The organism is Niallia sp. FSL W8-0954 (assembly GCF_038005605.1).
Classification (GTDB): domain Bacteria; phylum Bacillota; class Bacilli; order Bacillales; family Cytobacillaceae; genus Niallia; species Niallia circulans_A.
This window is the reverse complement of the sequence record NZ_JBBOTN010000001.1, coordinates 3,607,779-3,632,819: the sequence shown is the minus strand read 5'-3', so window position 1 is coordinate 3,632,819 and position 25,041 is coordinate 3,607,779. Positions and strand designations below refer to the sequence as shown.

Annotated in this window: 18 protein-coding genes and 1 other annotated feature; of the genes, 13 read left to right on the top strand and 5 right to left on the bottom strand. The window is 34.4% G+C overall.

Annotated features, from left to right (window positions below):
- The first annotated feature begins 12 nt into the window (after window positions 1–12).
- Window positions 13–480 (top strand): YtxH domain-containing protein, encoded by a 468-nt coding sequence (locus NX902_RS17900; RefSeq protein WP_095332435.1) that lies wholly within the window; start codon window positions 13–15, stop codon window positions 478–480.
- A gap of 168 nt (window positions 481–648) precedes the next feature.
- Window positions 649–981, top strand: coding sequence for a bacillithiol system redox-active protein YtxJ (ytxJ, locus tag NX902_RS17895; protein ID WP_095332433.1), 333 nt, complete (start codon window positions 649–651; stop codon window positions 979–981).
- A 60-nt stretch (window positions 982–1,041) separates the two neighbouring features.
- On the opposite strand, the gene pilM is transcribed toward ytxJ, so the two are convergent.
- Window positions 1,042–3,216, bottom strand: coding sequence for a cell division protein FtsA (gene pilM / locus NX902_RS17890; protein ID WP_163188299.1), 2,175 nt, complete (start codon window positions 3,214–3,216; stop codon window positions 1,042–1,044).
- Between the two features lie 278 nt (window positions 3,217–3,494).
- Between pilM and NX902_RS17885 the strand changes: the two genes are divergently transcribed.
- The gene (locus NX902_RS17885) at window positions 3,495–4,571 is read left to right on the top strand and encodes a bifunctional 3-deoxy-7-phosphoheptulonate synthase/chorismate mutase (RefSeq protein ID WP_095332451.1); all 1,077 of its coding nucleotides are present in this window, start codon (window positions 3,495–3,497) and stop codon (window positions 4,569–4,571) included.
- Between the two features lie 352 nt (window positions 4,572–4,923).
- The gene (gene ccpA, locus NX902_RS17880; RefSeq protein ID WP_095332429.1) at window positions 4,924–5,922 is read left to right on the top strand and encodes a catabolite control protein A; all 999 of its coding nucleotides are present in this window, start codon (window positions 4,924–4,926) and stop codon (window positions 5,920–5,922) included.
- 396 nt (window positions 5,923–6,318) lie between these two features.
- Here ccpA and NX902_RS17875 read toward each other — a convergent pair whose 3' ends face one another.
- Complete coding sequence (locus tag NX902_RS17875; RefSeq protein ID WP_163188297.1) at window positions 6,319–9,258, bottom strand: transglycosylase domain-containing protein; 2,940 nt, start codon at window positions 9,256–9,258, stop codon at window positions 6,319–6,321.
- A 147-nt stretch (window positions 9,259–9,405) separates the two neighbouring features.
- Window positions 9,406–9,630: a binding site (T-box leader), on the top strand.
- 85 nt (window positions 9,631–9,715) lie between these two features.
- Here NX902_RS17875 and tyrS point away from each other — a divergent pair.
- Both tyrS and NX902_RS17865 read left to right on the top strand, forming a co-directional pair.
- Window positions 9,716–10,972, top strand: coding sequence for a tyrosine--tRNA ligase (gene tyrS / locus NX902_RS17870; protein WP_095332425.1), 1,257 nt, complete (start codon window positions 9,716–9,718; stop codon window positions 10,970–10,972).
- Between the two features lie 499 nt (window positions 10,973–11,471).
- Window positions 11,472–12,260, top strand: coding sequence for a hypothetical protein (locus NX902_RS17865; protein ID WP_095332423.1), 789 nt, complete (start codon window positions 11,472–11,474; stop codon window positions 12,258–12,260).
- A gap of 69 nt (window positions 12,261–12,329) precedes the next feature.
- On the opposite strand, the gene rpsD is transcribed toward NX902_RS17865, so the two are convergent.
- Window positions 12,330–12,932 (bottom strand): 30S ribosomal protein S4, encoded by a 603-nt coding sequence (gene rpsD, locus NX902_RS17860; RefSeq protein ID WP_095332421.1) that lies wholly within the window; start codon window positions 12,930–12,932, stop codon window positions 12,330–12,332.
- A gap of 720 nt (window positions 12,933–13,652) precedes the next feature.
- Between rpsD and NX902_RS17855 the strand changes: the two genes are divergently transcribed.
- Window positions 13,653–15,527, top strand: coding sequence for a sensor domain-containing diguanylate cyclase (locus NX902_RS17855; protein ID WP_171509854.1), 1,875 nt, complete (start codon window positions 13,653–13,655; stop codon window positions 15,525–15,527).
- Window positions 15,528–15,612: 85 nt separating this feature from the next.
- On the opposite strand, the gene NX902_RS17850 is transcribed toward NX902_RS17855, so the two are convergent.
- On the bottom strand, window positions 15,613–16,095 hold the full coding sequence (locus tag NX902_RS17850; RefSeq protein WP_047941831.1) for a GAF domain-containing protein: 483 nt from the start codon (window positions 16,093–16,095) through the stop codon (window positions 15,613–15,615).
- Window positions 16,096–16,320: 225 nt separating this feature from the next.
- Here NX902_RS17850 and refZ point away from each other — a divergent pair, with 225 nt between their 5' ends.
- Complete coding sequence (refZ, locus tag NX902_RS17845; RefSeq protein WP_095332417.1) at window positions 16,321–16,947, top strand: forespore capture DNA-binding protein RefZ; 627 nt, start codon at window positions 16,321–16,323, stop codon at window positions 16,945–16,947.
- Here the strand turns inward: refZ and hisJ are convergent.
- Window positions 16,930–17,736 carry a histidinol-phosphatase HisJ gene (gene hisJ / locus NX902_RS17840; protein ID WP_123259148.1) on the bottom strand — a complete coding sequence of 269 codons (807 nt, stop codon included), beginning with the start codon at window positions 17,734–17,736 and terminating at the stop codon, window positions 16,930–16,932. The genes refZ and hisJ overlap by 18 nt on opposite strands.
- A gap of 407 nt (window positions 17,737–18,143) precedes the next feature.
- Between hisJ and ezrA the strand changes: the two genes are divergently transcribed.
- From ezrA to mbcS, 5 genes are all read left to right on the top strand, one after another.
- Window positions 18,144–19,847 carry a septation ring formation regulator EzrA gene (ezrA, locus tag NX902_RS17835; protein WP_341160881.1) on the top strand — a complete coding sequence of 568 codons (1,704 nt, stop codon included), beginning with the start codon at window positions 18,144–18,146 and terminating at the stop codon, window positions 19,845–19,847.
- A gap of 379 nt (window positions 19,848–20,226) precedes the next feature.
- Entirely contained in the window at window positions 20,227–21,372 is a 1,146-nt protein-coding gene (locus NX902_RS17830) for a cysteine desulfurase family protein (protein ID WP_123258085.1), read from the top strand.
- Complete coding sequence (thiI, locus tag NX902_RS17825) at window positions 21,369–22,580, top strand: tRNA uracil 4-sulfurtransferase ThiI (protein ID WP_163188432.1); 1,212 nt, start codon at window positions 21,369–21,371, stop codon at window positions 22,578–22,580. Before NX902_RS17830 ends, thiI begins: the two co-directional genes overlap by 4 nt.
- A 121-nt stretch (window positions 22,581–22,701) precedes the next feature.
- Window positions 22,702–22,908, top strand: coding sequence for an alpha/beta-type small acid-soluble spore protein (locus tag NX902_RS17820; protein WP_031534962.1), 207 nt, complete (start codon window positions 22,702–22,704; stop codon window positions 22,906–22,908).
- 471 nt (window positions 22,909–23,379) lie between these two features.
- Complete coding sequence (gene mbcS, locus NX902_RS17815; protein ID WP_095332407.1) at window positions 23,380–24,957, top strand: acyl-CoA synthetase MbcS; 1,578 nt, start codon at window positions 23,380–23,382, stop codon at window positions 24,955–24,957.
- Window positions 24,958–25,041: the final 84 nt, after the last annotated feature.

Here is a 25,041-nt window from a genome sequence, read left to right as displayed (position 1 = left end):
GAGGATGTTAAGATGAAGCGAGAACAAGAAATAATTCATGCAAATGAAAGCTCAAGTTCAAAGGATTTTCTATTAGGTGCTCTAGTAGGTGGGGTTGTCGGAGCAGCAACTGCTTTATTTCTTGCGCCAAAGCCTGGAAGAGAACTGCTTCATGATTTAAACGGACAAGCTGGCATACTCAAGGAAAAAGGGATTGAGTTAACTGATACGGTCAAAGAAAAAGGCTCAGAGTTTATTTCTATTGCTAAAGATAAAACAGATCAACTTAGTAATGCTGTTACCAAAACATCTGCTGAAATTATGGATAAAGTAAAAAAAACAAAAGGGCAAGAAAATATGTCAGCCCGTTTTGATGAGCTAAAAGAAGAAGCATCTGATTTAAGCTCAAGCTTAAAAAATGCTGAGTTTGATGAAATTCAGCAAAAGTTAGAAGAAACAAAACGTGCATTTGATGAAACAGAAAGTAAATATAACCATTAAACATTATTTTTGTATAAAAGCGAGATAAAGTATACAGTCTATATACACATTGCTTTCTGCATTCAATGAGAACCAAATCTTTTAGAACAATGCAAGAAAGAAAAGGTATATAGACTGTTTTTTTATATGTCATGGGATAAACAAATAGATAAAGGGTGATTTTTAGGTATGGAAATAATAAAGACTATCGAAAAGATCGAAGAGTTAGTTCAGAACAAAGATGCTTTTTGGTTAGTTAAACATAGTGTAACATGTCCAATTAGTGCGAGAGCTTTCGATGAATATAAGCAATATGCAAGCGGAAATAATGCAGTAGATACTTATTATTTAACTGTGCAAGATGCACGAGATGTTTCTAATTATATTGCTGAAAAATACGAAGTAAGACATGAATCACCACAAGCATTGCTTTTTGTTCATAATAATATTGTTTGGCATGCATCCCATGGACAGATTACTGCAGCTTCTTTACAAAAAGCTAGCGAAGAAAATAAGTTATAAAGATTCGATAAAAAAGGAATTCAGAAGGAGTGCATTCTGAATTCCTTTTTGGGTAAACAATTAATTATTCATAGAAGGGCTTTTCGTTTTAGCTGGCCAAACAATCGATAATTTATCCCCTTTTTTTATAGGGGTCAAAAACGTAGCTTGTTCGCCGTTACGCAATAGCTGAAAAGATCCTCCGCCACTTTGTGGCATATTGATATCAACAAACGCAAATAAGTCCTGAAATAAAAAGCCTTCAAATGGTTTCTGCTCGATACGAATATCATCCCCACTGAATAAGAGATCTTCCATTTGGAGGAGTTGTCCTCTTCTTTGTATTTGTGCTAGCTGCTTTGTAAGTGTAATCTTTTTGTCATTAAAATAAACTGGAAGTACTTGATACATTAAAATTTGTTTTCTTTCTGCTAATTCTTGAACAGTTGGTGTTTTTCTTTTTTCCAAGATAACTTCATCCTTGTGACTAAGCAATTGGTTTAATCGGCAAGGAAGACCATTTTTAACAACCTTCCCAGAGAAAGCAGGAAGGACAGTCTCTTTGCCGTTAATCAACAGTTGGAAAGGTCTTAACTCCTCTATTAAATTCGTTAAATGGAGCCCTTCTAGTGCTTCTTGAATAGTAGTGTCTGCTTTATATTCAATGATATCTTTGTCAGCAATCAGATGCTCAGGGGAAACAGGGTTGCCATTGCAAAGAATTTTGGTATGAAGCGTATAGCTTTTATTATTGATCTTTATTTCTTTGTCAGATTCAGCATCTAGTAAGTCCTTTATTTGAACGATGGCTTGTTCTCCATCCCTGCCACGATAAACCGTTAATGTTTCGCCATCTTCTACTGTATCTTCTAAAGAGCAAGGGACATCTTTTCTTAAAATAGTGGGTCCTTCACCATGACTTCCTGGTATGGTAATTTTTTGATTATTGATTGTAACAATCATTGCATTACCTGGCTTTCCGTATAATTGGTTCATTCGAATGCCAGAGGCTAAAATACAATCCCCAACGGTCAATTTATTTACCTCAAACAGTCTTACAGGCTGCTCATTTATATAAACTGTTTTGTATTGGACTGGCGATTTTTCAGCAGCGATAGCAATTCCGACTGGTGTAACAAGCTCGGGCCCTAAATGGAAATTTTCCTCAAATGTAAGGTGAGTAATGGCATCAATGCCTCTAATGGCAACCCGGTTAGAAGGCAGATTAAGCATTTCCGCCATTTTTTGTTGTAAAGCTGGCGTTTGGCTTCCACCACCAACAAGCATTACAGCTTTAGGGGATTTATGATTGTTTAATGAAAGAATCTCCCGGCAAATCGTATCTGCTAATTTATCTAAAGCTGGTTCAATTTCCTTAATTACTTCTTCCTTATGCAATTCCGTTGTAAAGCCAAGAATATCCGAAATAGAAATCTGATCTTTTTGAGATAATTCTCTTTTTGCCTTTTCGGCTAATGGAAAGTCCAATAAATACGCATCGCTGATTGCTTCTGTTATTTCATCTCCAGCGACAGGTACCATTCCATAGGCAATGACGGTTCCAATATCGGTGATAGCTATATCTGATGTTCCTGCTCCAATGTCTACTAAAGCTACATTTAATCTTCTCATCGATGGAGGAATAAGGACATTAATGGCAGCAATGGGCTCTAACGTCAATGCCTGCATTTCTAAATTTGCTCGATGCAAGGCAGCGATTAATGATTCAACTACTACTTTAGGCAAGAAAGTTGCGATAATTTCTACCTTCGCTATTGAACCTTGCTGATCAATTAAGCTACCCATAGCTTGATCATCTAAAGAGTAGTGAAGGACGGAATAGCCCACACAATAATAAAATTGACTTTTATCTCGCTCATTTTTTTCTGCGACAGTGCTTTGTGCCTGCTGTACAGCTGTTAACTCCATATGTAAAATATCTTCTTTTGTAATGAGTGGCTTTCTTTCTATATTCATTTCATAAGCAGCCCGTTCAGTTTTTAAGGCTCTTCCAGCAGCTGCAACACTCACTCTTTCTAAAGGTCCATGTTTGATTTCTAACTGATCTTTTATTTCTTTAATAATTTTGGAAACAGCTAACACATCATGTATTTGACCATCCAACATTGCTCTTTCTGTATGTTCGATGGATAATAAATCAGCTACATGATAATTATCCTCTTTTTTTTCTAAGATAATTCCGACAACTGATCGAGTACCAATATCTAATGCAAATAGTTTTTCATGTTTTTGCATAGAAAACACCTTCTTTTTATTTAAAGATTGTTTATAAAATATAAATTAAAATAGATTATAGTGAACCAATTATCTAACTTCTTTATAAAAAATTGACACTTTAGCACTTAAAAGCGTTTAAGCATTAAATAAAATTAGTGACAATGGGATAAATATGATTTATAATTAACCCAATTAAGAGAAATGTAACATATTTTTGCATTTGTATAAAGAATCTAAGCAAATAGTGTAAAGGAAATTACATGGATTTGTGCTTTTAATGAAGGGATGAGATGATTGTGAGTAATAAGGAATTAGAAGAATTACGTAATCGAGTGGATGAATTAAATTTAGAAATTTTAGAAAAAATTAATGAGCGGGCAAGCCTTGTGCAAAAAATTGCCCAAACAAAAGTTACCCACGGTGCACATCGATATGATCCTGTTCGCGAAAGAAAAATGCTTGATCATATCTTAAATAAAAATGATGGGCCATTTGATAATGGGACAATTTCTCATTTGTTTAAGCAAATTTTCAAAATGGGCTTACAATTACAACAAGAAGATGACAGTAAAGCGTTATTAGTATCTCGTAAGAAAAAAGCAGAGGATACTATTGTTGATATAAAAGGAACAAAAATTGGTGACGGTACACCTAAATTTGTGTTTGGGCCATGTTCAGTAGAATCATATGAACAAGTTGCTCAAGTGGCAGCGTCCGTACAAGCTAAAGGATTAAAGCTTCTTCGTGGTGGCGCATTTAAGCCAAGAACATCTCCATATGATTTCCAAGGACTTGGTGTAGAAGGTTTGAAAATCTTAAAAAGAGTGGCAGATGAATACGATTTAGCAGTAATTAGTGAAATTGTTAGTACGGAACACATTGAAACAGCGTTAGATTATATTGATGTTATTCAAATTGGTGCTCGTAATATGCAAAACTTTGAGCTGTTAAAAGCTGCTGGAAGTGTAAAAAAACCAATTCTATTAAAACGTGGTTTAGCAGCAACGATTGAAGAGTTCATCAATGCTGCAGAATATATAATGTCACAAGGAAATGATCAGATTATCCTCTGTGAACGTGGTATTCGTACGTATGAACGGGCAACAAGAAATACATTAGATATTTCTGCTGTTCCAATTTTAAAACAAGAAACACATCTTCCTGTCTTTGTTGATGTAACACATTCAACTGGCAGAAAGGATTTATTATTACCTTGTGCGAAAGCAGCTTTAGCTATTGGGGCAGATGGAGTAATGGCAGAAGTTCATCCAGATCCTGCTGTCGCATTGTCTGATTCAGCACAGCAAATGGATATTGACCAATTCGATGAATTTTACCGTGCGTTACAAGCTACACCATATGTAAATGCATAAAAATATGATTATCATTACCTCGTAATTGTTTAGAAATAATTACGAGGTTTTTTATTTTTTTATAATGAATTTGATAGTATGACAAATTCATTTATATTTTTCCTCATTTTATGGTAAACTGAATGGAAGAATGCTTAATAAAAAAATTTTTTTGCTAAAAAAGCGAAAAAAAGTCGTTTTTTTTGAAAAAAAATGAAAGCTTGTCATTGCGGGTTTTCCTGCTATATCGTATCATTAGTACATACTTAGACAAGATTAGCTAAATTGGGAATCTTTTATGATTAAGAAAGTAGCTTCTTGCCATAAAATAATAGAAAGAAATAGTTCGACTAAAAGGAGTGTAAAAATCACAATGAATATCACAATATATGATGTCGCAAGAGAAGCTAGTGTTTCTATGGCAACCGTTTCCCGTGTTGTTAATGGAAATCCAAACGTTAAGCCAACAACAAGAAAAAAGGTATTAGAAGTTATTGATCGCTTAGGATATCGTCCAAATGCTGTTGCAAGAGGGCTAGCAAGTAAGAAAACTACTACAGTTGGAGTAATTATCCCTGATATCTCAAGCACATTCTACGCGGAATTAGCAAGAGGTATTGAGGATATTGCTACAATGTATAAATATAATATTATTCTAAGTAACTCTGATCAAAATAAAGATAAAGAGTTGCACTTATTAAATACCATGTTAGGCAAACAAGTGGATGGTATTGTATTTATGGGTGGCAATATAACAGAGGAACATGTTACTGAATTTGAAAAGTCTCCTGTACCAATTGTGCTTGCGGCTAGTATTGAAGAAAGCAAAAAGATTTCTTCTGTTAACATTGATTATGCGCAAGCTACGTACGATGTAGTAACTAGCTTTGTTGAAAAGGGCCATAAATCTATTGGAATTGTCCTTGGATCCTTAGAAGAACCAATCAACAAAAATGAGAAATTAGGCGGTTATAAAAAGGCATTAGAAGCAGCTGGAATCGAATTTAATGAATCCTTAGTTGTTGAAGGAGATTATAGCTATGAATCTGGTATGGAAGCTTTCGATAAATTAATTGAAGGTGATAATAAACCAACGGCAATCTTTGTTGGTTCAGATGAAATGGCTCTAGGTGTCATTCATGGAGCAGAAGACAAAGGATATAAAGTTCCGGAGGATTTCGAAATTGTTACCTCTGATAATACAAAATTAACACTAATGGTTCGCCCGCAACTGACAACTGTTGTACAACCATTGTATGATATCGGTGCCGTGGCTATGAGATTGCTTACTAAATATATGAATAAAGAAACAGTAGAAGATCATATTGTTACACTTCCACATCGTATAGAATCTCGAAAATCTACAAAATAAGTTTAGATACGGAAAAGACCAAAACCGGATTAAACATCCAGCCTTGGTCTTTTTTTGTTTAAGAAAAAAGGAAACGAGAAAAGAGTTGCTAGGACGGACAAAATATATTGCATAATGACGAATACTCTCTAATTTAGTGCGAAACACCAATCCAATCCAATTCACTACTCTACAGACACGATGCACTGTCTGCTTCCTGCAGAAACTAAAGACGCGAGGAGCATGGCGCTCACTTCATGGAAAGCGAAGTATATTCAGTTTGCGGGTGATTATCACAAACCTTCTTTCGTAAAATAAATAAAAACCCCAAACCATTATACGAATAGTTATTAGTGTGTACGAATAATAGTTTGAGGTTATGGTTATTGAAATATTTATGTTCCAACCTTATTGGAGTTAATTATTTTCTGTCTTTTTATCAGGCTTTTCTGTTTGTTCTTTATTGTTTTGCTGGTTATTTTCTGGTGGCTTGTCGTCTTTAGGTTTGTCATTATTTGGCTTGCTGTTTTTTTCTTTGTTGTCTTTTGGCTTGTTCGCTGTTTGCTCTTTAGTACTGGTCTTTTTTTCTTGACTTTCCTTTTTAGTTTGACTCTCTTGCTTTTCTTGTGAATTGCCAATTACCACTTCATTTGATGCCTTTGATTCTTTCCCAGCAATATCAACTGCTTTAACAATATATTTTCCATTACCACCTTTAAAACTTAAGGTATTTGCTGCTTTTAAACTCTTTACTTTTTTGCCATTTTTATAGACCCGGTAACCAATTACATCTTTTTCGCTATGCTTGCTCCATTTAATAGTGTCACCTTTAAGATTGACTTTTAGTGCACTAGGAGCCTTCCCATTGTCTTCAATTTTATTGCTTGGAATGATAAGATTCTTGAGCTTTTGATTGTTCTCGCTTAGAATACTTGGATCGCTGATACGAATACCAAATAGCTTTTCGATATAGTCTGGATTTAGCATTAATCCTGGTTCAGCGAATTCACTTGGAGTAGAATCTAAAGCCATGTATTTCTTATCACCGATTTTTACATATTTACCTGCAACTAAACTGTCGTCCCTCTTAGATGGAACCGTTCCTGACTTGAATAAATCAGTTGTCACTAATCCGGCTTTTGAGCATCCCTCAGAAGGCAGTAGTCCAGAAATAGAACATACAGATTGTCTTACGATTCCACCAGGCATCTTGAAGCTTTTGGACGGAGCTACAAGATCAGGTGCAACGTCATATGCAGCATTCAGTAAATCTGCCCATAAGTAGTTAGTACGGTTACTATAAGAAGGCAGCGAACCAGTTTGTAAAGATTTTGGTGTATCATAACCTGTCCAAACTCCAAAAGTTACATTTGGATTTGTCGCAACTAACCAAGAATCTGTAAAGTCTTGGGCTGTTCCGGTCTTACCTGCCCAGTCAGAATTAAATTTTAGGCGGCTGTTTACGGCAGCGGCTGTTCCGCGATTCATCACATCTCTCATCATGTCTAATGTTAAGTATGCGGTTTGTGGGCTAAATACATCGACAGGTTTTACTTCATGCTGATAAATAATATTGCCATCTTTATCTTCAATCTTGTCAATCATATAAGAATCGATAAATTTCCCACTATTAGCAAAGGTAGAAAAGGCATTGGTATTTTCTTCAACAGTTATACCATCCTCCAGTCCGCCGATAGCAGTAGCCCTGTTTGAAGCATCAGCAGGAGTTAATGACGAAACGCCCATTTTTTCTAAGAATTTAATTGGTTTCTGTGGCAATATATCAATATATGCTTTTACTGCTGGAACATTGTATGATTGCTGTAGTGCATATCTTGCTGTTACTAAACCATGAAATCGCGAGTCATAGTTGTTTGGCCAAATACTCCCTGGTTTACTAGGATTTAATCTTAATGGAACGTCTGGTAAAACACTTCCAGGCGATAATGTTCCCAGTTCAATTGCTGGACCATAAACTAAAAGTGGTTTCATGGTTGAACCATTTGATCTGACACTACGTGTGGCATGATTTGTTGCTTCTCGATTATAATCACGCCCTCCAACAAAACTTAAAATAGCCCCAGTTTTGTTTTCTATCAAAATTGCTCCAGTTTCAACAGGTTCCATAATAGTCACTTTTTCTTTTGTTTCTGGATCAATCACTTGTTGTTTCTTATCTGGTCCAAAAAGAGAGAAATTTTTGACTGCCTTTTGTTGAATATCATAGATTTTTTTATTGATGGTACTATGAATTTTGTATCCATTTTGATGGATCTGACGATCAGCAAGTGTAGTGTATTGTTCTGCTAATACATCGTCTTCTTGCAAGTCTTCTTTTGTATATCCATCTTCTTTTGCTAACAATTCGGCAATAATTTCTATGCTTCTTTGTTGGATTTCAATCGTAACAGCCGGATAATCTTCAATTGGACTTTTTTGCGGACCGATAAAATCCTTCGTTATGTCATATTTCATGGCAGTATCATATTCTTGTTTAGATATTTTCTTTTGGTCATACATTCGGTTTAAAACTGTTTTCAATCGATTTAAACCTGGTTCTAAATTCTTTTTTAATTTTCCTTCTTGTGTAAAAGGAGTGTAGCCAAATGGACTTTGTGGAAGCCCTGCGATAAATGCAGCTTGAGGCAAAGTTAAATCCTTTGCATCTACACCAAATATACCATTTGCTGCAGCCTGTACACCTGCAATGTTTCTGCCAGATGAATTTCTTCCTAAGGTTGAAACATTTAAGTAAGCTTCTAATATTTCATCCTTCTCAAAGAATTTCTCTAGCCTCAGTGCTAGGAGAATTTCTTTTGCTTTTCGTTCAAAAGAGACTTCGTTAGTTAAAATTTGATTCTTTATTAACTGTTGAGTTAACGTACTTCCACCAGATTGCGTAGAAGAGTTTGCTACTTCTTGAAATAATGCACGGAAGATTGCTTTTGGAACTACTCCGTTATGATTGTAGAAATTTTCATCTTCAGTAGCGATAACAGCATCTTTTAAATAGGGAGAAACATCTTTAATTTTTACTTCTTCCCTCTCAAGGTCTGTAGGCACTTTTCCTAAATACTCATTGTTAGCAAAGAATAACTCTGAAGTTTCTTCGTAATTATAAATATCTTTTTGCATTGTTGTGTAAGGACGGATTGGCTCATCCTTAACAAGTGATGCAAAGTATCCTGCACCAATTCCTAGCCCAAATGCACCCCCTACCACAGTAATGATGATAAAGAGCAAAGCTATATTCCATGTTACTTCATAGGTTAAACGGGCTCCTTTCAGTGTTCGTTTATTGGTGAAGAAGTTTTTAAAATGGTTTAAAGCATTTTTCCACTTCGGCCTTTCGTTCATGGTATCATTCCCCCTAAAATCACATACATTATAGCATAAAGGAGAGGGGAATATAGACAGAGTTCGATATTTTTCCTGTTTCTTCGAATAATTGTTTGACATTAACAGCTTTTATGTGATAAAAATAAACTAACTATATATTGATTCGTTATTGCTTTGAAGGGAAGAAGTAGTTCTTTTATCACTATAAACAGAGAGCCATTGGTCGGTGCAAAATGGTATAAATAAAAGAATGAATTACCTCCTGGAGCTTTCACTGGGAAAGTTATAGTAAATTAGTAGCAGTGAACGGCTTGAACCGTTATTCAAATGAAGTGGAGAATCTATTTTCTCAAGTTTTGGGTGGTACCGCGCTGATTTGGCGTCCCTGCATATTAGATGCAGGGACTTTTTGTGTTTTTAAATCAATAACGAAAAATAGGACAAGGATATTTTACTTTATAATGGAGGAATATACATGAATTTACTAGAAGATCTTCAATGGAGAGGTATTATTTACCAACAGACAGATGAAGCAGGATTGAAAGAACAATTGGAAAAAGGAATGACTAGTTTATATTGTGGCGTTGACCCTACTGCTGATAGCATGCATATTGGACATCTATTACCGTTTTTAACATTAAGACGTTTTCAAAACGCTGGACATCGCCCAATTGTGTTAGTAGGTGGGGCAACAGGTTTAATTGGGGATCCAAGTGGAAAAAGCGAAGAAAGAAAGCTACAAACATTAGATGTTATTGGCTATAATGTAAAATGCTTACAAGGACAATTGGAAAGAATCTTTGACTTTGATGGAACAAATGGTGCAATTATGGTGAATAACTATGATTGGGCAGGGAAAATGGATATTGTTACATTCTTACGTGATTATGGAAAACACATTGGAATTAATTATATGTTAGCAAAAGATACCATTGCTAATCGTTTAGAAACAGGGATATCTTTTACTGAATTTACGTATACAATTTTACAAGCATTAGACTTTTTACATTTATATGAACATCATGATTGTAAATTGCAAATTGGCGGAAGTGACCAGTGGGGGAATATTACAACAGGGTTAGAATTAATTAGAAAGAACATGCCAGAAGGGGCTAAGGCGTATGGTTTAACCATTCCACTTGTGACAAAGGCAGATGGTACGAAGTTTGGTAAAACGGAAAGTGGTGCTGTTTGGTTAGATCCTGAAAAAACAACTCCTTATGAATTTTATCAATTTTGGATTAACACAGCAGATGCTGATGTGATTAAGTATTTGAAATTCTTTACTTTCCTTTCTAAAGAAGAAATTGAGGAATTAGAAAAGTCTGTACAAGAAGAGGCTCATCTCCGTAAAGCTCAAAAAACATTAGCGGAAGAGATGACGAAATTAATTCATGGAGAATCTGCCCTAGAACAGGCACAAAAAATAACGGCAGCGCTCTTTAGTGGAGATATAAAAAATTTAACGGCAGAAGAAATCAAACAAGGTTTTAAAGATGTGCCAACATATGAACATACAGAAGGAGAAGCTCTGCTTGTTGATTTATTAGTGGCTGCTGGTATTGTATCCTCGAAAAGACAAGCGCGCGAAGATATAACAAATGGTGCTGTCTATATTAATGGAGAGCGCAAACAGGAACTAGATTATGCACTTACTGAAGAAGATCGAATTGAAGGACAGTTTACCGTAATCCGTCGAGGCAAGAAAAAATATTATTTAATTAAGTTTTAATGGCAACCACCCTAAAAGGAAACTTTTAGGGTGGTTTTTTTGAAATGAAATAATGGTGTTTAATAAAATGAAATCAGTTTGTCGACAAACTGATTTTAGAAAAGTTAAAAGGGATTTTGATGCATTGCTTGTAGTGTGTAAGGGGTGAGATTCCTGTGGATTAGCGAGACAGCCTGAGATCCTGCAGGCTGTCAGCAGACCGCGGCTCAGCGCAAGTTCCACGGAAAGCAATGTCACTATTCTAAGAAATTATTAAATATACCATAGACCAACTTCTATTTCTAAAATTCTAAGGTTTGTCTACTGTCTGATGAAAGAACTATTTTTCATCAGACAGCATTTTTATGGCAACATTTTGTTACAATATATTGTCTAAAATGTGAAAAAGATATATTTTTTTCCATTTCTAATCTGTTTATCCAACAAATTGTTTTATACTTATAATAAACAATTGTTGAAGGAGGGAGAAACGGGAAGATGTAATAGACTTACTTTTCCTGTGAAATCAATGAAACTAAACAGTGAAGTCTTAAATGTACCGTCTCCTTTTTTAGAGTATATTGTAATGCGAATGTTTATGATGAAGTATTATGAAAAGGATCATTATTCTATCGCTTTTCAATACCCTTTAAGTCGTTTTGAGAGCAGCTATGTGATTCCGGAATTTCAAATGCTTTTTGATAAAGTAAAGTGGAAAAATAATATTGTTACTTTAATTAATCTACGGGCAAATATATATGAACAAATCCTCCTGCAAGTGAATCAATGTGATAGTCGATCATCCTATATGGCGATAATAGATTATTTGAATCAACAAACAAAAGTAGAAGATCGAATGGACTGCTTTCCGACAATCCTAACAGGAGATCTCGTTTCCCCCGAATGGAGTGTGGACTTCCAAAAGGACGGTATAATAGAACTATTTAAGAATCAAGAGATATTAGGGGATAAAATATGTCTTACTAGCAGGGAAGAAAAGGGGAAAGAAAAATGGGAATTTCAACAAATAATAAACCAGGTTGTCCATGAATATTGGCTTGTATATGAACAAAAAAGAGAAAAGACTGTTATTCAGATTAGTCTCCCGAATGTTAAATATACAAGAGATATAGAAATGAGAATAAAGGATTTGTTCTTTCCTTTTTTTCACCAAGTGCAAGTAGCAACATTTTTTTATGAAGAGGGATTATTTATAAATAATATTCTTGTAAAAAGACCAAAAAAGAAAGAAAAGGCTAATTGGGGAGAGCTCCTTTTTCCTTTGGGAGGAAAAGGGAATTGTGACTAGAAAAGACATAATGTCATTAAAAAAAGCCCTAATTCCAAAAGGAAAAAGGGGCTTTTTTTAGTAATTCTATTAACGAGAATAGAACTCAACGATAAGAGCTTCGTTAATTTCAGCTGGTAATTCAGAACGTTCTGGTAAACGAGTGAATGTACCCTCTAATTTATCTGCATCGAAAGTTAAGAAATCAGGTACGAAGTTATTTACTTCTACTGCTTCTTTAACAACTTCAAGGTTGCGAGATTTTTCACGTAAAGTGATAGTTTGACCAGCTTTAACGCGGTATGATGGGATATCAAGGCGTTTGCCATCTACTAAGATATGACCATGGTTAACTAATTGACGTGCTTGACGACGAGTACGAGCTAAACCTAAACGGTAAACAACGTTATCTAGGCGAGTTTCTAATAAGATCATGAAGTTTTCACCATGCTTACCAGTCATTTTACCTGCGATATCAAAAAGATTACGGAATTGACGTTCGTTCACACCATACATATGACGAAGTTTTTGTTTTTCTTGTAATTGTAATCCGTATTCTGATAATTTTTTACGTTGGTTTGGACCATGTTGTCCTGGAGCGTAAGGGCGTTTATCTAACTCCTTACCTGTACCACTTAAAGAAATACCAAGACGACGAGAAAGTTTCCAGCTTGGACCTGTATAACGAGCCATAATTGACTCCTCCTTCATGTTTTTATTTGGTAAAATAAAAACAGATGTAACATGTCTTCTTGTTTATTTTGTCTTCCTGTACCTTCGCCCTAGCAGCCAAGGGTTACTCAATACACCATCAAATCAATATTTGAGGAACAAAATAAGACAAAAAGTGTTTACATATGCTGCGCTATTTTACACAAAGAATATTATATGTTTTTTATAGGTGAAAAGTCAAGTAGTATTTGCAGATACGTTACTTTTCGAGAAAATCGTAGTATATCAACAAGATCTTATCATTTTTTTTCTACCTATTTATTGCCAATATGATATAATTAGTATAATTTAACTAGATTATCCTATTAGGTAATATATCCTAGAAATCCTTTTACATATATTTCATTGAAAGCCTATTGGGTAGCAATACTTTGAAGGATTTTATGCGTAATATTCCTCCAGTTTGAATAGGTATACATTATAAGTAATTAGAACTGTTTTTTGTTATTAGCATTATTAGTTAATGTCCTCCAAGAAATTATTTCCCTGTTATTAATTATGTGCTTTGTTTCTCAGAAATTTGTTGCGATTTAATTTCCAAAACTATATTTATTATTAAATAACCAAAATGGGATGGGAATTTATTTATAATGAGATTGCATATATCGATTTATTTTGTCTATGTAAATTATGAATAAATAATCAAAGAATGAATAGTTAGGTGAATTAGGTGATAAATACATGGACTTCCTTGGCCACCAAAAAATATTAATGTTAAAAAGTCGTTTTTTTGATTTATATAATACGAAAGTGATACATGAAAACATTGGCATCATCACGCAAGCTGCACTTGAAGCAATCCGAGAAGTATTTGGTGCCGTTGAAGTAACTTTGTATACTAACGAAGAATGGGATGTTAATTGGAAGATTGTATCTTCAACTGTATTAAAGAATTGCGAAGATAAAGCTGTTTGTCTGAACGAAGACATATCTTTTCTATGCGAATATAAATTTTCTCGAACTTCTATAAAAGATGATTTGGCACATGATTATATGTTGTTAGCACTTAATAACAAGAAAAAAGAAAAAGTCGATTATATTTTAGCGATTAAAATGAAGAAGGAAATATTGGATGACCCCAATGGAGAGAGTTTTTTGTTGGAGATGGCAGGGAAAGAAGTCGGAAGTTTTTTTGCGAATATGCAGAATATTGCGGACGCAATGAAAGAAAAAAAGAAATACAAGCAGTTATTTAAAGTGACGGAGAAATTTCATTCATCCATGATGATGGAAGACGTATTAAGAGAAGTTATCTTCACTTTAAAGGAAGTTTACCCATTCTATCATTATTTTCTTCTGCTTTCCCACGATAACAATAGTCCAACAGATTTACCAGTTAAGGACTTAGAATATGATGGCGAAAATATGGCTGCGATGGAAGCTTATGTCACTGCTGAATTGCAATTCGAAAACTTAAAAGAGGAAAAAAGTTCAGTTATTTATGCGCCTTTAAAAGGAAAACAAGGAGTCTATGGCGTTTTGCAAATTATTGTTCCAAATGCAATCTCCTTTCCGAAAAACGAAGTGGAATTTATTTCTTTATTAGCTAATACAGCAGGAGGGGCTTTGGAAAATGCTCAGTTATATCAACAATCTAAAAAATTAGTTACAGATTTGCAACTAATTAATGAGGCATCTCATCAATTAAATTCTAATTTGCGCTTAAACGAAATAATGACCTATATTTGTGAAAGAATATCTGCTAGTTTTGATGCACAAGAAGTAGGATTTATCTTATTTTCACTTGAAAACAATTCTACAAAAGTGCTGTCAGGGAGCTCTTCTTTCTTTTTTAATCAAGAATCACAGCAATATATTAAATATGTTAAAGAAAAAATTCAAATCGAGAAAGATTCTCTGTTTCTAGGAGATTTTAGTATGCAGCTTGAGGGGGCACGATATAAATCCATTATGGCTGTGCCGATGATGCAAACAGGTGTATTAAAGGGGGTTGCGATTGTCATGCATCCTTCTGCCTATCATTTTTCCTTTGATACATTTAAACTATTACAATCATTGATTCATCATTCGACCCTTGCCTTAACCAATTCTTTGTTAAGAGAAGAATTAGAAAAAATGGTTGTTACAGATCATTTAACAAAATTATATTCAAGAAATTATTTGGATGAAAAAATCCAAATGTCTTTACGGGAAGATAAGGAAGGAACGTTTATTTTAATTGATATCGATGATTTTAAATTGATAAATGACACATATGGTCATCAAATTGGCGATGATATTATTATACAGGTAGCGAATATTATTAAAGATAATATTCGAAGTTCTGATATTGGTTCTAGATGGGGTGGAGAGGAATTAGCCATTTATCTTCCTAGAGTTCCTCTTTCTTTAGGTGTTACTATTGCTGAAAGATTAGTAAAAAAGGTAAGGGGAAATTCTAAACCAGCAGTAACCATTTCATGCGGGGTTTCTTATTGGAATAAACAAAGTAATGATACGTATAATACCCTTTTTAAGCGTGCTGATAAAGCATTGTACACGGCAAAAGAAACAGGAAAAGACAAGGTTATTATTCAAAATACTCTTCTTATTTAGAGAATAAAAAGGTGTTTTACCTTTCTCCACAGGAAAGATAAAACACCTTTTTTGCAAGCTGACAATAACAAAATTATTCTTATAATTATAAATACTTAACTAAAGTAGAAGCGAATAATTCTAAGTATTTTTGATCCAATTCATCAAATCGATTCTTTTCTGGGGAATCGATATCAAGTACTCCAATTAATGTGCCATCTTCTTTGACTAATGGGATGACAATTTCGGATTGAGAAGCTGCATCACACGCAATATGGCCAGGGAATTGATGGACATCCTCAACTCTTACAGTTTCTTTATTGTGAGCAGCTGTACCACAAACACCTCTCCCAAATGGAATACGAACACAAGCAGGTAATCCTTGGAATGGTCCAAGAACTAGTTCATTTTCTTCTACCAGATAAAAACCTACCCAATTGATGTTTTGCAAAAATTGATTCAATAATGCGGAGGCATTAGATAGATTCGCAATAGCATTATGTTCTCCCTCTAATAATGCACGTAATTGCTTTTCAACTAATTGATACTGTTGTTCGCGGTTACCATTATATGTTTCGACACTAAACATGTATATCACCAATCTTTCTCATTTTAAATGTTGTTTTTTGACGATAAATACAGAAGAATCCAGCACTTTGTCGGAAGGTTTTTAAAGGATTCTTCCTACTGATAAAGAAATGTAATTAAATAGAAAACGATTGTCTTTACAAAAACAGTCTTTCTCAATTATATAGAAGTTTTTAATATTCAACCATACTTTTTAATGATTCGCAACAGAAAAGAGGTAGACTAGATGAAAGAAATTTCAACAAGGGATGCCATTGTGGAAGCAGCCGTTTCTTTATTTAATCGAAAAGGCTATCACGGTACTTCTATACGTGATATTGCTGGATTAGCAAAGGTGAATATTGCCAATATATCGTATTATTTCAATGGGAAACAAGGATTGTTAGAGTATTGCTATATGAACTTTTTTGAAACGTATTTAGAACTGCTTGAACAAGTATTTCTTCAGTCTGATAGTCCAACAGAGAAATTGAAGAAAATGGTGGATTGCATTATTACCTATCAATGTAAAAATCCACAGCTGACAAGATTTGTTTTACGAGAGGTATCCATCGATTCACAAGTTGTAAGAGAAATAATGTCCACCTATTATGTGAAAGAAAGGTATATTTTTACGCAAATCCTTGAAAAAGGAATCGAGAGGAAGGAATTTAGAAAACAATCTATTTCCTATAGTATTATACAATTAAAAGGACTGCTCTCGATGCCTTTTATTCATTCTTATTATGTGACCGAAGTTCTTCATATTTTTTTAAATGAGGACTACTTTAAAAGAAAATATTTAGAAGAGATTCATCGGTGGATTCACGATGTTGTTTGTTTGAACGAAAAAGAATTATTGATTATTCCATAACATGACGTCCCAGCCTTGCCCTAAATCTTTTGCCTGATGAGCATCAGATCCATATACTAAAGGGATATCACGGTTTATCGCTTCCTGCACAATCCATTTAGGGGGATATGGTTCTTTGCAATATGGCTTATTTACGCCTGCACCATTATAATCCAGTTCATATCCATGTATTTTCACTTCATCTAAAATGGTGAAAATAATAGTTTGAAAGTTTTGTTCCTGTGGATAAAGCTGCTGGAACTTATGTATAAGGGTGATGTGGCCTAGTCTTTTTGGCTTGGCTGGGCCTAAGTCTGCTTTAATCGATTTAAGAAGTGTTTGATAGTAGCAGTCATATAGTTTTGAAACTCCCCCATACTGTTCCACCATATGTCCAAAATATTCAGGACTATAATCCACACAATCATAACGATTAGATAATGGATTTTTCAAAAAGTGAACACTTAGGATACTGTCGTCCAAAAAATGTCCCCATTCAGCTAGAAAATCTTTTATTTCTAGTTCGAATCCTTCTATATAATCTATTTCAAGTCCTATATTGATCTTTATTCTTTCTTTATATTCTTTCTTGATATGCTGAACTTCCTTTATGTAGAAAGGCAATGCTTCCAGCGTTATACTACTATCCTGTGTTGGGGTGGTATCGATAAAACTTTTTGGTAAGGGTGCATGCTCTGTAAATGTCATTTCCGTAAAACCCAGCATAATTGCTTGTTCAACGTATTGCCTAAGCGAATCCTTCGTTCCATGAGGACAAAATGGTGTATGGATATGTCCGTCCTTCTTCATTGTAATTACCATCCTTTCTATTCCTTCTATATTCAATATATACTTAATTTAACAGCGAGGTAAATAAAGAAGTTTTCCTACGTGTATTTTTAAATGAATCCTTATATAATTAAGATATCTATCGAACTTTGAAAAAAGAATACGAAATTATGAAAAAAACGTAAAATAATAGTCAAAAATTGTCGTTTACATGTTATCATAAATACAAAGAATTTTACTTGCTTATAAGGAGACATCTCTTAATTGTTTTAACATATTTCGTTATCACATAGATTTGTTGAACTTAATAAGTTTTTTAGGGCATTTAATCCTTTGTCTTTATTTACGGATTACTGCTGCTTAATTTTGATTAACAATAGTGAAAATAGATACGGAATTATGGCCGGTGTATGAACAGGGGGCTTCAAATGAATTACATAATTGGAGGAATAGGAATAGTTATTTGCCTATTCGTAGCGGGATATTTTATTAAAAGAAAGTATTATAACGGAGTAGATGAATTAGAAAACTGGAAAATAAATATCATGAATCGTCCAGTACTGGAAGAGCTCGCGAAGGTTAAACAATTAAATATGATTGGACAAACTGAAGAGTTATTTGAAAGATGGAGAAAAGAATGGGACGATATCGTTACGGCTGAATTACCTGAAATTGAAGAGCTGCTTTTTGATACAGAGAGTTATATTGATAAATATAATTTTCCAAAAGCGAAAAAGACACAAGATATTATTCGGATGAAAATGGAAAGTGTGGATAAAAGAATTGATACACTATTAGAAGAGCTTAATAACCTTGTCGGCAGTGAAGAAAAAAACCGCACTGAAATGGAAGAACTTAAAGAATCTTATCGTGTCAGCAAAAAAAATCTTTTAGCCCATCGCCATACTTTTGGTGATACAGAGAAAAAGATTGAAACAATGCTTCAAGAAATAGCGGAATTATTTATTACTTATGATGAGAAAACGAATAATGGAGATTATTTAGAAGCAAGAGAAATAGTATATAAAATCCAGGATCGTTTATCAACTATTACTTATTTGATTGAAAAAATTCCTCCATTATTAATTGAATGTCAAACGAAGCTGCCAGAACAACTTGATGAGTTAAAAGATGGGTATGCAGATATGATAGAGCAAGGATACATTTTAGAACATTTGCAAATGGAAGAAGAAATAGCAAGTTTAACTAATGAACTTGCTTCCACAGAAACAGATTTAAAGGAAGGAAATGTGGAAGCTGTAGAGAAGGTTGTTTCTGAAATTCAGGATAAACTAGATTTACTTTATGACTTATTAGAAAAAGAGGTGCTAGCAAAAAATTATTGCCATATCAATATGAATGCAACAAAAGAAATCTTAGAAGATGTACAGCAAGGAAATGCGCAGCTTCAAGTAGAGGTTGGATTGTTACAAAAGAACTATAATTTAGATAATGAAGATATTGAGCTTCAATTTAAGCTAGAGAAGAAATTAAATTTTCTTTTCAAGCAATATGAAGTATTAGAGCATAAACTACTGACCGAATCAGCAGCACATACACTTTTGGGAGAAGAGTTAAAAGTATTAAAGGAACAGTTAGAAAATGCTTCTTTAGAACAAAAAGCACTATTTGAAAAGCTTCATGCCCTTCGTAAAGACGAAGTTTCTGCCCATAATCGCTTAAGAGAATTAAGTAAACAAGTGGCCGATGCGGTAAGAAGAGTGACAAATAGCAATTTGCCAGGTGTGACAGAGGAATATAATCAACTAATGCAAGAAGCAAAAGAGAGTATTGATCAAGCAAAAAGAATGCTAGAGCATACGCCGTTAAATATGGTTGAAGCGAAGAAGATCATTGATGTGACCGAAGAAAAAGTGACAATGCTAGTAAACGTAACAATTGAATTGGTTGAAACGGTTTATTTAGCAGAGAAAATTATTCAATATGGAAATAGATATCGTCGTAAATATCAAAAAGTCCATCAAGGTTTATTAGAAGCTGAAGCTCATTTTAGAAACTACCGCTATAAAGAGGCATTGCAATATGCAGCAGCCACCATCGAAGAAATAGAGCCAGGCAGTATGAGTAAAATCGAAGCTTGGTCAAATGAATGGAAAGAAAATCAACATTAAGAAGCCAAAGTAATATGTGTAAAAAAAGTCTGAGGAAATCAACTCAGACTTTTTTTTACGGAATGAAGGGAATGGTGCAGCTTATCCGTGTATTTGCAAAAGGTTTAACATATGGTAGCATTATAAAGTAAAACTTTCATGGTGGGGCTTAATACCTAAATGCAACGGGCATCTGTCGTTAAGTGTTTGGCTTAGCGGATATCCTGTCAAAGAGTATAAAAAAGCAGCTCAGTTTTCAATCGATAAATATTCTTTTGAAAAACCACTTCTTTCTAGAAAGATCCTATTTTTAAGATATGATACGACTAATGGCTGTTAATAAATATATCCATTTAACTAAGTAAAGTTAACTTTTTCAAGGAAAGGAAATTCCGATGTAATGATCTATATAGATAATAGTGCTACAACTAAACCTTTTTCAGAAGTTCTTGAATCTTATACAACAGTATCTCAAAAGTTTTTTGGAAATCCATCCTCGATCCATCGGATAGGTATGGAAGCGGAGAAACTACTAATACAGGCAAGAGAGCAAATTGCTGAGCTCTTAGAAGTAAAGAGTAATGAAATATATTTTACTTCAGGAGGAACAGAAGGGAATAATACTGTTTTAAAAGGGATAGCTCGTACGTTTAAAGGAAAAGGAAATCATATAATAACAACAACTATTGAACATGATTCTATTCACAAGGTAATGGAACAATTAGCAGAAGATGGTTTTACTATTACGTATGTCCCCGTTAATAAATATGGACAAGTTTCTGCAGAAGATATAGTCAAACATATTCGTAAAGAAACCATCCTAGTCTCAGTGATGCATGTTAATAATGAAGTAGGTTCAATTCAGCCGATTGAAGAGATAGGCAAGTGTTTATCTAATTATCCGAATGTTTTTTTTCATGTGGATGGAGTTCAAGGAATTGGAAAGCAGCCAATTTCTTTAAAGAAGGCTAATGTAGACGCTTATACGATTTCAGCACATAAATTTCATGGACTTAAAGGGAATGGCGTTCTTTATATAAAAGAAGGTAAAAGAATTCAACCACTATTAGCCGGCGGTGGTCAAGAAAATACTTTTAGAAGTGGAACAGAGAATGTAGCTGGGGCAGTAGCAACTGCCAAGGCATTACGGATGCAGTTACAAAATCAAAAAGAGAAAATGTCTGTCCTCACACAAATAAATCTTTATTTGCGTGAACAGCTAGCTAGAATAGATGGTGTCTCTATCCATTCGCCAGCTCTAGGAAAAAGTGTGGCCCATATTCTTAATTTCTCTATTGAAGGAATAAAAGCAGAGGTATTTGTTCATGCATTAGAAGAACGTGATATTTATATTTCTACAACGAGTGCATGTTCTTCCAAAACTAATAAAGTTAGTAAGACATTATTAGGTATGGGTGTACCCGAACAAATTGCTGAAAACTCTTTTCGAATTAGTTTATCGTATGCAAACACAATGGAAGAAATGGAAAAAGTAATGGCTGCAATACAAGATATTAAAGAATGGTTGAGAGGTGTAATGAAATGAAATATGATCGTATTTTAATACGCTATGGGGAACTATCTACAAAGGGGAGAAATAGAAAACAATTTGTAGATAAATTAAGACGGACAATTGCAAAGTCTCTAGAGGCATTTCCGACTGTGTCTATTGAAGCAAAAAGAGAAAGAATGTATGTATTATTAAATGGGGAAGATGTTGACGGAATTTCCAAAGTTCTAAAAAATATCTTTGGTATTCAATCTTTTAGTCCTGCAATAAAGCTAGAAAGAGATATCGAAATAATCAAAGCGGCAGCTTTAGAAATTGTTACTTCTTTATATGAGGAAGGGTCTACTTTCAAAATAAGTGCTAGACGCGCAGACAAAGGGTTTGAACTTGACACTAATGAAATCAATCAGACAATTGGTGGTCATTTATTAAAAAATATCCCTGGTTTAAAAGTAGATGTTAAAAACCCTGATATAAATGTCCAAATTGAAGTCAGAACAGAAGCTATCTACCTTTCCTGTGAAAATATAGCAGGAGCAGGAGGATTACCTTCAGGAACAAGTGGAAAAGCAATGTTGATGTTATCTGGAGGATTAGATAGTCCGGTAGCTGGATACTTGTCCATGAAAAGGGGACTTGAAGTAGAGGGAGTACATTTCTTTAGTCCGCCGTTTACTAGTGAAAGAGCAAAACAAAAGGTAATTGATATTTCGGAGAAACTGGCCAGTTTTAACGGACATTTTGTTTTGCATATTGTTCCATTTACGACAATTCAGCAGTTGATTCATAAACAAATTCCAGAGAACTATACGATGACTGCAACACGAAGAATTATGTTAAGAATCACAGATGAAATTCGGAAAAGACAAGAAGCATTAGCTATCATTACGGGAGAAAGCTTAGGGCAAGTGGCGAGCCAAACGCTCGAAAGCATGTATGCGATCAATGACGTGACTAATACTCCTATTTTAAGACCTTTAATAACAACAGATAAAACGGAAATTATTGAATGGGCAAAGAAAATTGATACCCATGATATTTCCATTCGTCCATATGAGGATTGTTGTACAGTATTTGTGCCCTCTTCTCCAAAAACAAAACCGAAAAAGGAAAAAATACAGTATTATGAAAGTTTTACTGATTTTGAGCCCTTGATTGAAGAAGCAGTCAAAAATATGGAAACGATAATTCTGAAAAGAGAAGAGAGTAATAAAGTAAACACGGAAACGGATTCCCTTTTCTGAGCGAAGCAGTATAATTTTTGGTAACAAAAATTCCCAATATTTTTGTGAAGAATTACCAGTAATTAAAACGAATGAATGCCATGTGTATTACACATTCTATTATCACAAGGAGGTGATACACATGGCAAGCAGCAACAATTCAAATCAATTATTAGTACCTGGAGTTTCTCAAGCTCTAGATCAAATGAAATATGAAATTGCTACTGAGTTTGGTGTAAACTTAGGTGCTGAAACAACTTCTCGCGCTAACGGTTCAGTTGGTGGTGAAATCACTAAACGTTTAGTTCAAATGGCTGAGCAACAATTAGGCGGCGGTTTCTCAAAATAATTGAATAAAATGGCTACAAGGAGCAAGGCATAACGCCTTGCTCTTTCTTTGCGGTATTGTTTAAAAATAAATGGGGCTGAGACAAAACTAAAAAGGATATGCTTAAAGCTGAATAATCATTTGTTGAATTAGACGAATGATAAATAAAATCTATTTTTGTTTCTCTCCCCGCGGAAAGCGAGTGACTGGAGCGCAATGGAACGAACTTGTTTTTTAGCTATAAAAAAGATAAATCAGCGAAAAGAAAAACCCGAACTATTACGATGTTTTATTGTATTATAGTTTGGCTTTTTCTTTATGTAAAATTCTTTTGTCCCACCCTCTTCTATCGAACTTCCATGTAGATATTAGAGTAATTCTTTAAAAAAACTATCAATTTCCTAGTGCTTTGAAATTTAAATAATTTAAAAAATACAAATGGGGTAGTATAATGGGTTAAGTATTTACAATTAGAATCAGGAGGAATTGATTATGAAGACGGAAGATTTAATAGCTCCAAAACAATATAATTTTGTTTCGGAGATTGAGAAATTTGCCCAGAATCAAGATAGACTTGCATTGAAATGGGAGAACGAAGAAGGCGAAACAAAAGAAGTTACATATTCCTCCTTAATGAAAGCAGCAAATAGAATAGGAAATGTATTTAAGGATGAGGGTTTACAAAAAGGAGATGTCGTGCTTGTTATTGTTCCGCGAATAATAGAAGCATATCAAGTATATTTAGCTGCATTAAAATTAGGATTAACGATTTTACCAAGTTCCGAAATGCTGCGTGCCAAAGATTTGCAATATCGGATCAAGCATGGAGATGTAAAAGCAGTTGTTAGTTATTATCCTTTCATAGGCGAATTAGAACTAGTGGAAGATATACATATGATTAAACGGTTTGTGCTGGGAGAAGAAAAAGAAGGATGGATGCATTTAGATGCAAGGGCACAGGATGTTTCTGACGAGCTACAGTTAGCTCCTACATTGAAAACAGATACGGCTTTTATTTCCTATACTTCAGGAACTACAGGGAACCCAAAAGGTGTTGTACATACGCATGGCTGGGCATATGCTCACCTAAGAACAGCTGCTCCAAATTGGCTCTGTATTGAAGAAGGAGATTTAGTGTGGGCAACAGCAGGACCTGGATGGCAAAAATGGGTATGGAGTCCTTTATTATCAGTATTAGGTTCAGGAGCAATTGGACTTGTTTATCATGGTAGATTTAATCCGGAAAAATATTTACAGCTTTTGGAGAAATATGAGGTTAATGTTTTCTGTTGTACACCAACGGAGTATCGTCTAATGGCGAAAGTGGAGGATATTCATAAGTATCAATTAAACCAATTACGAAGTGCTGTTTCTGCTGGCGAACCCTTAAACAGGGAAGTAATTGATGTATTTAAAGAACATTTCCACCTAGATGTACGTGATGGATATGGACAAACAGAAAATACATTATTAGTTGGGATAACAAAAGGAGTCGAATTAAGACCTGGATCCATGGGAAAACCAACACCAGGAAATTTGGTGGAAATTATCAATGAAGATGGTGAAATTTGTTCAGTTGGTGAAGTAGGAGACATAGCAGTTCACAAAGATACGCCAGCGTTGTTTAAGGAATATTTAAAAGAACCAGAAAGAACACAAAATCAATTTCGCGGGGATTATTACGTTACAGGAGATCGTGCGAGAAAAGATGAAGATGGCTATTATTGGTTTGAAGGTAGAAGAGATGATATTATTATCAGTTCTGGCTATACGATTGGACCATTTGAAGTGGAAGATGCGCTTGTTAAACATAAAGCGGTGAAAGAATGTGCGGTTGTAGCAAGTCCAGATCCAATAAGAGGGAATGTAGTGAAGGCATTTGTCGTCCTTAGAGATGGAATCGAAGGAAACGAGGAATTAACGAAAGAGCTGCAATCCCATGTAAAGAAATTAACCGCTCCTTATAAATATCCTCGGAAAATAGAATTTATGAATGAGCTACCAAAAACGACGTCAGGTAAAATTAGACGAGTTGAATTAAGAGAGAATGAAAAAAATAGTAAGTACTAAAATAGTATATTAAATGAAATAGGGAGACAAAAAGGGCACTTTAAAGAGTGTCCTTTTTGTAAAAAGAAAAGTGGAAATGAGAGG

Coding starts and splice junctions, on each gene's coding strand:
- refZ (WP_095332417.1), top strand. CDS start 16,321: ATGAAAGAAATTTCAACAAGGGATGCCATTGTGGAAGCAGCCGTTTCT.
- rpsD (WP_095332421.1), bottom strand. CDS start 12,932: ATGGCTCGTTATACAGGTCCAAGCTGGAAACTTTCTCGTCGTCTTGGT.
- NX902_RS17850 (WP_047941831.1), bottom strand. CDS start 16,095: ATGTTTAGTGTCGAAACATATAATGGTAACCGCGAACAACAGTATCAA.
- ccpA (WP_095332429.1), top strand. CDS start 4,924: ATGAATATCACAATATATGATGTCGCAAGAGAAGCTAGTGTTTCTATG.
- ytxJ (WP_095332433.1), top strand. CDS start 649: ATGGAAATAATAAAGACTATCGAAAAGATCGAAGAGTTAGTTCAGAAC.
- NX902_RS17900 (WP_095332435.1), top strand. CDS start 13: ATGAAGCGAGAACAAGAAATAATTCATGCAAATGAAAGCTCAAGTTCA.
- mbcS (WP_095332407.1), top strand. CDS start 23,380: ATGAAGACGGAAGATTTAATAGCTCCAAAACAATATAATTTTGTTTCG.
- ezrA (WP_341160881.1), top strand. CDS start 18,144: ATGAATTACATAATTGGAGGAATAGGAATAGTTATTTGCCTATTCGTA.
- tyrS (WP_095332425.1), top strand. CDS start 9,716: ATGAATTTACTAGAAGATCTTCAATGGAGAGGTATTATTTACCAACAG.
- NX902_RS17875 (WP_163188297.1), bottom strand. CDS start 9,258: ATGAACGAAAGGCCGAAGTGGAAAAATGCTTTAAACCATTTTAAAAAC.
- hisJ (WP_123259148.1), bottom strand. CDS start 17,736: ATGAAGAAGGACGGACATATCCATACACCATTTTGTCCTCATGGAACG.
- pilM (WP_163188299.1), bottom strand. CDS start 3,216: ATGCAAAAACATGAAAAACTATTTGCATTAGATATTGGTACTCGATCA.
- NX902_RS17820 (WP_031534962.1), top strand. CDS start 22,702: ATGGCAAGCAGCAACAATTCAAATCAATTATTAGTACCTGGAGTTTCT.
- thiI (WP_163188432.1), top strand. CDS start 21,369: ATGAAATATGATCGTATTTTAATACGCTATGGGGAACTATCTACAAAG.
- NX902_RS17830 (WP_123258085.1), top strand. CDS start 20,227: ATGATCTATATAGATAATAGTGCTACAACTAAACCTTTTTCAGAAGTT.
- NX902_RS17855 (WP_171509854.1), top strand. CDS start 13,653: ATGGACTTCCTTGGCCACCAAAAAATATTAATGTTAAAAAGTCGTTTT.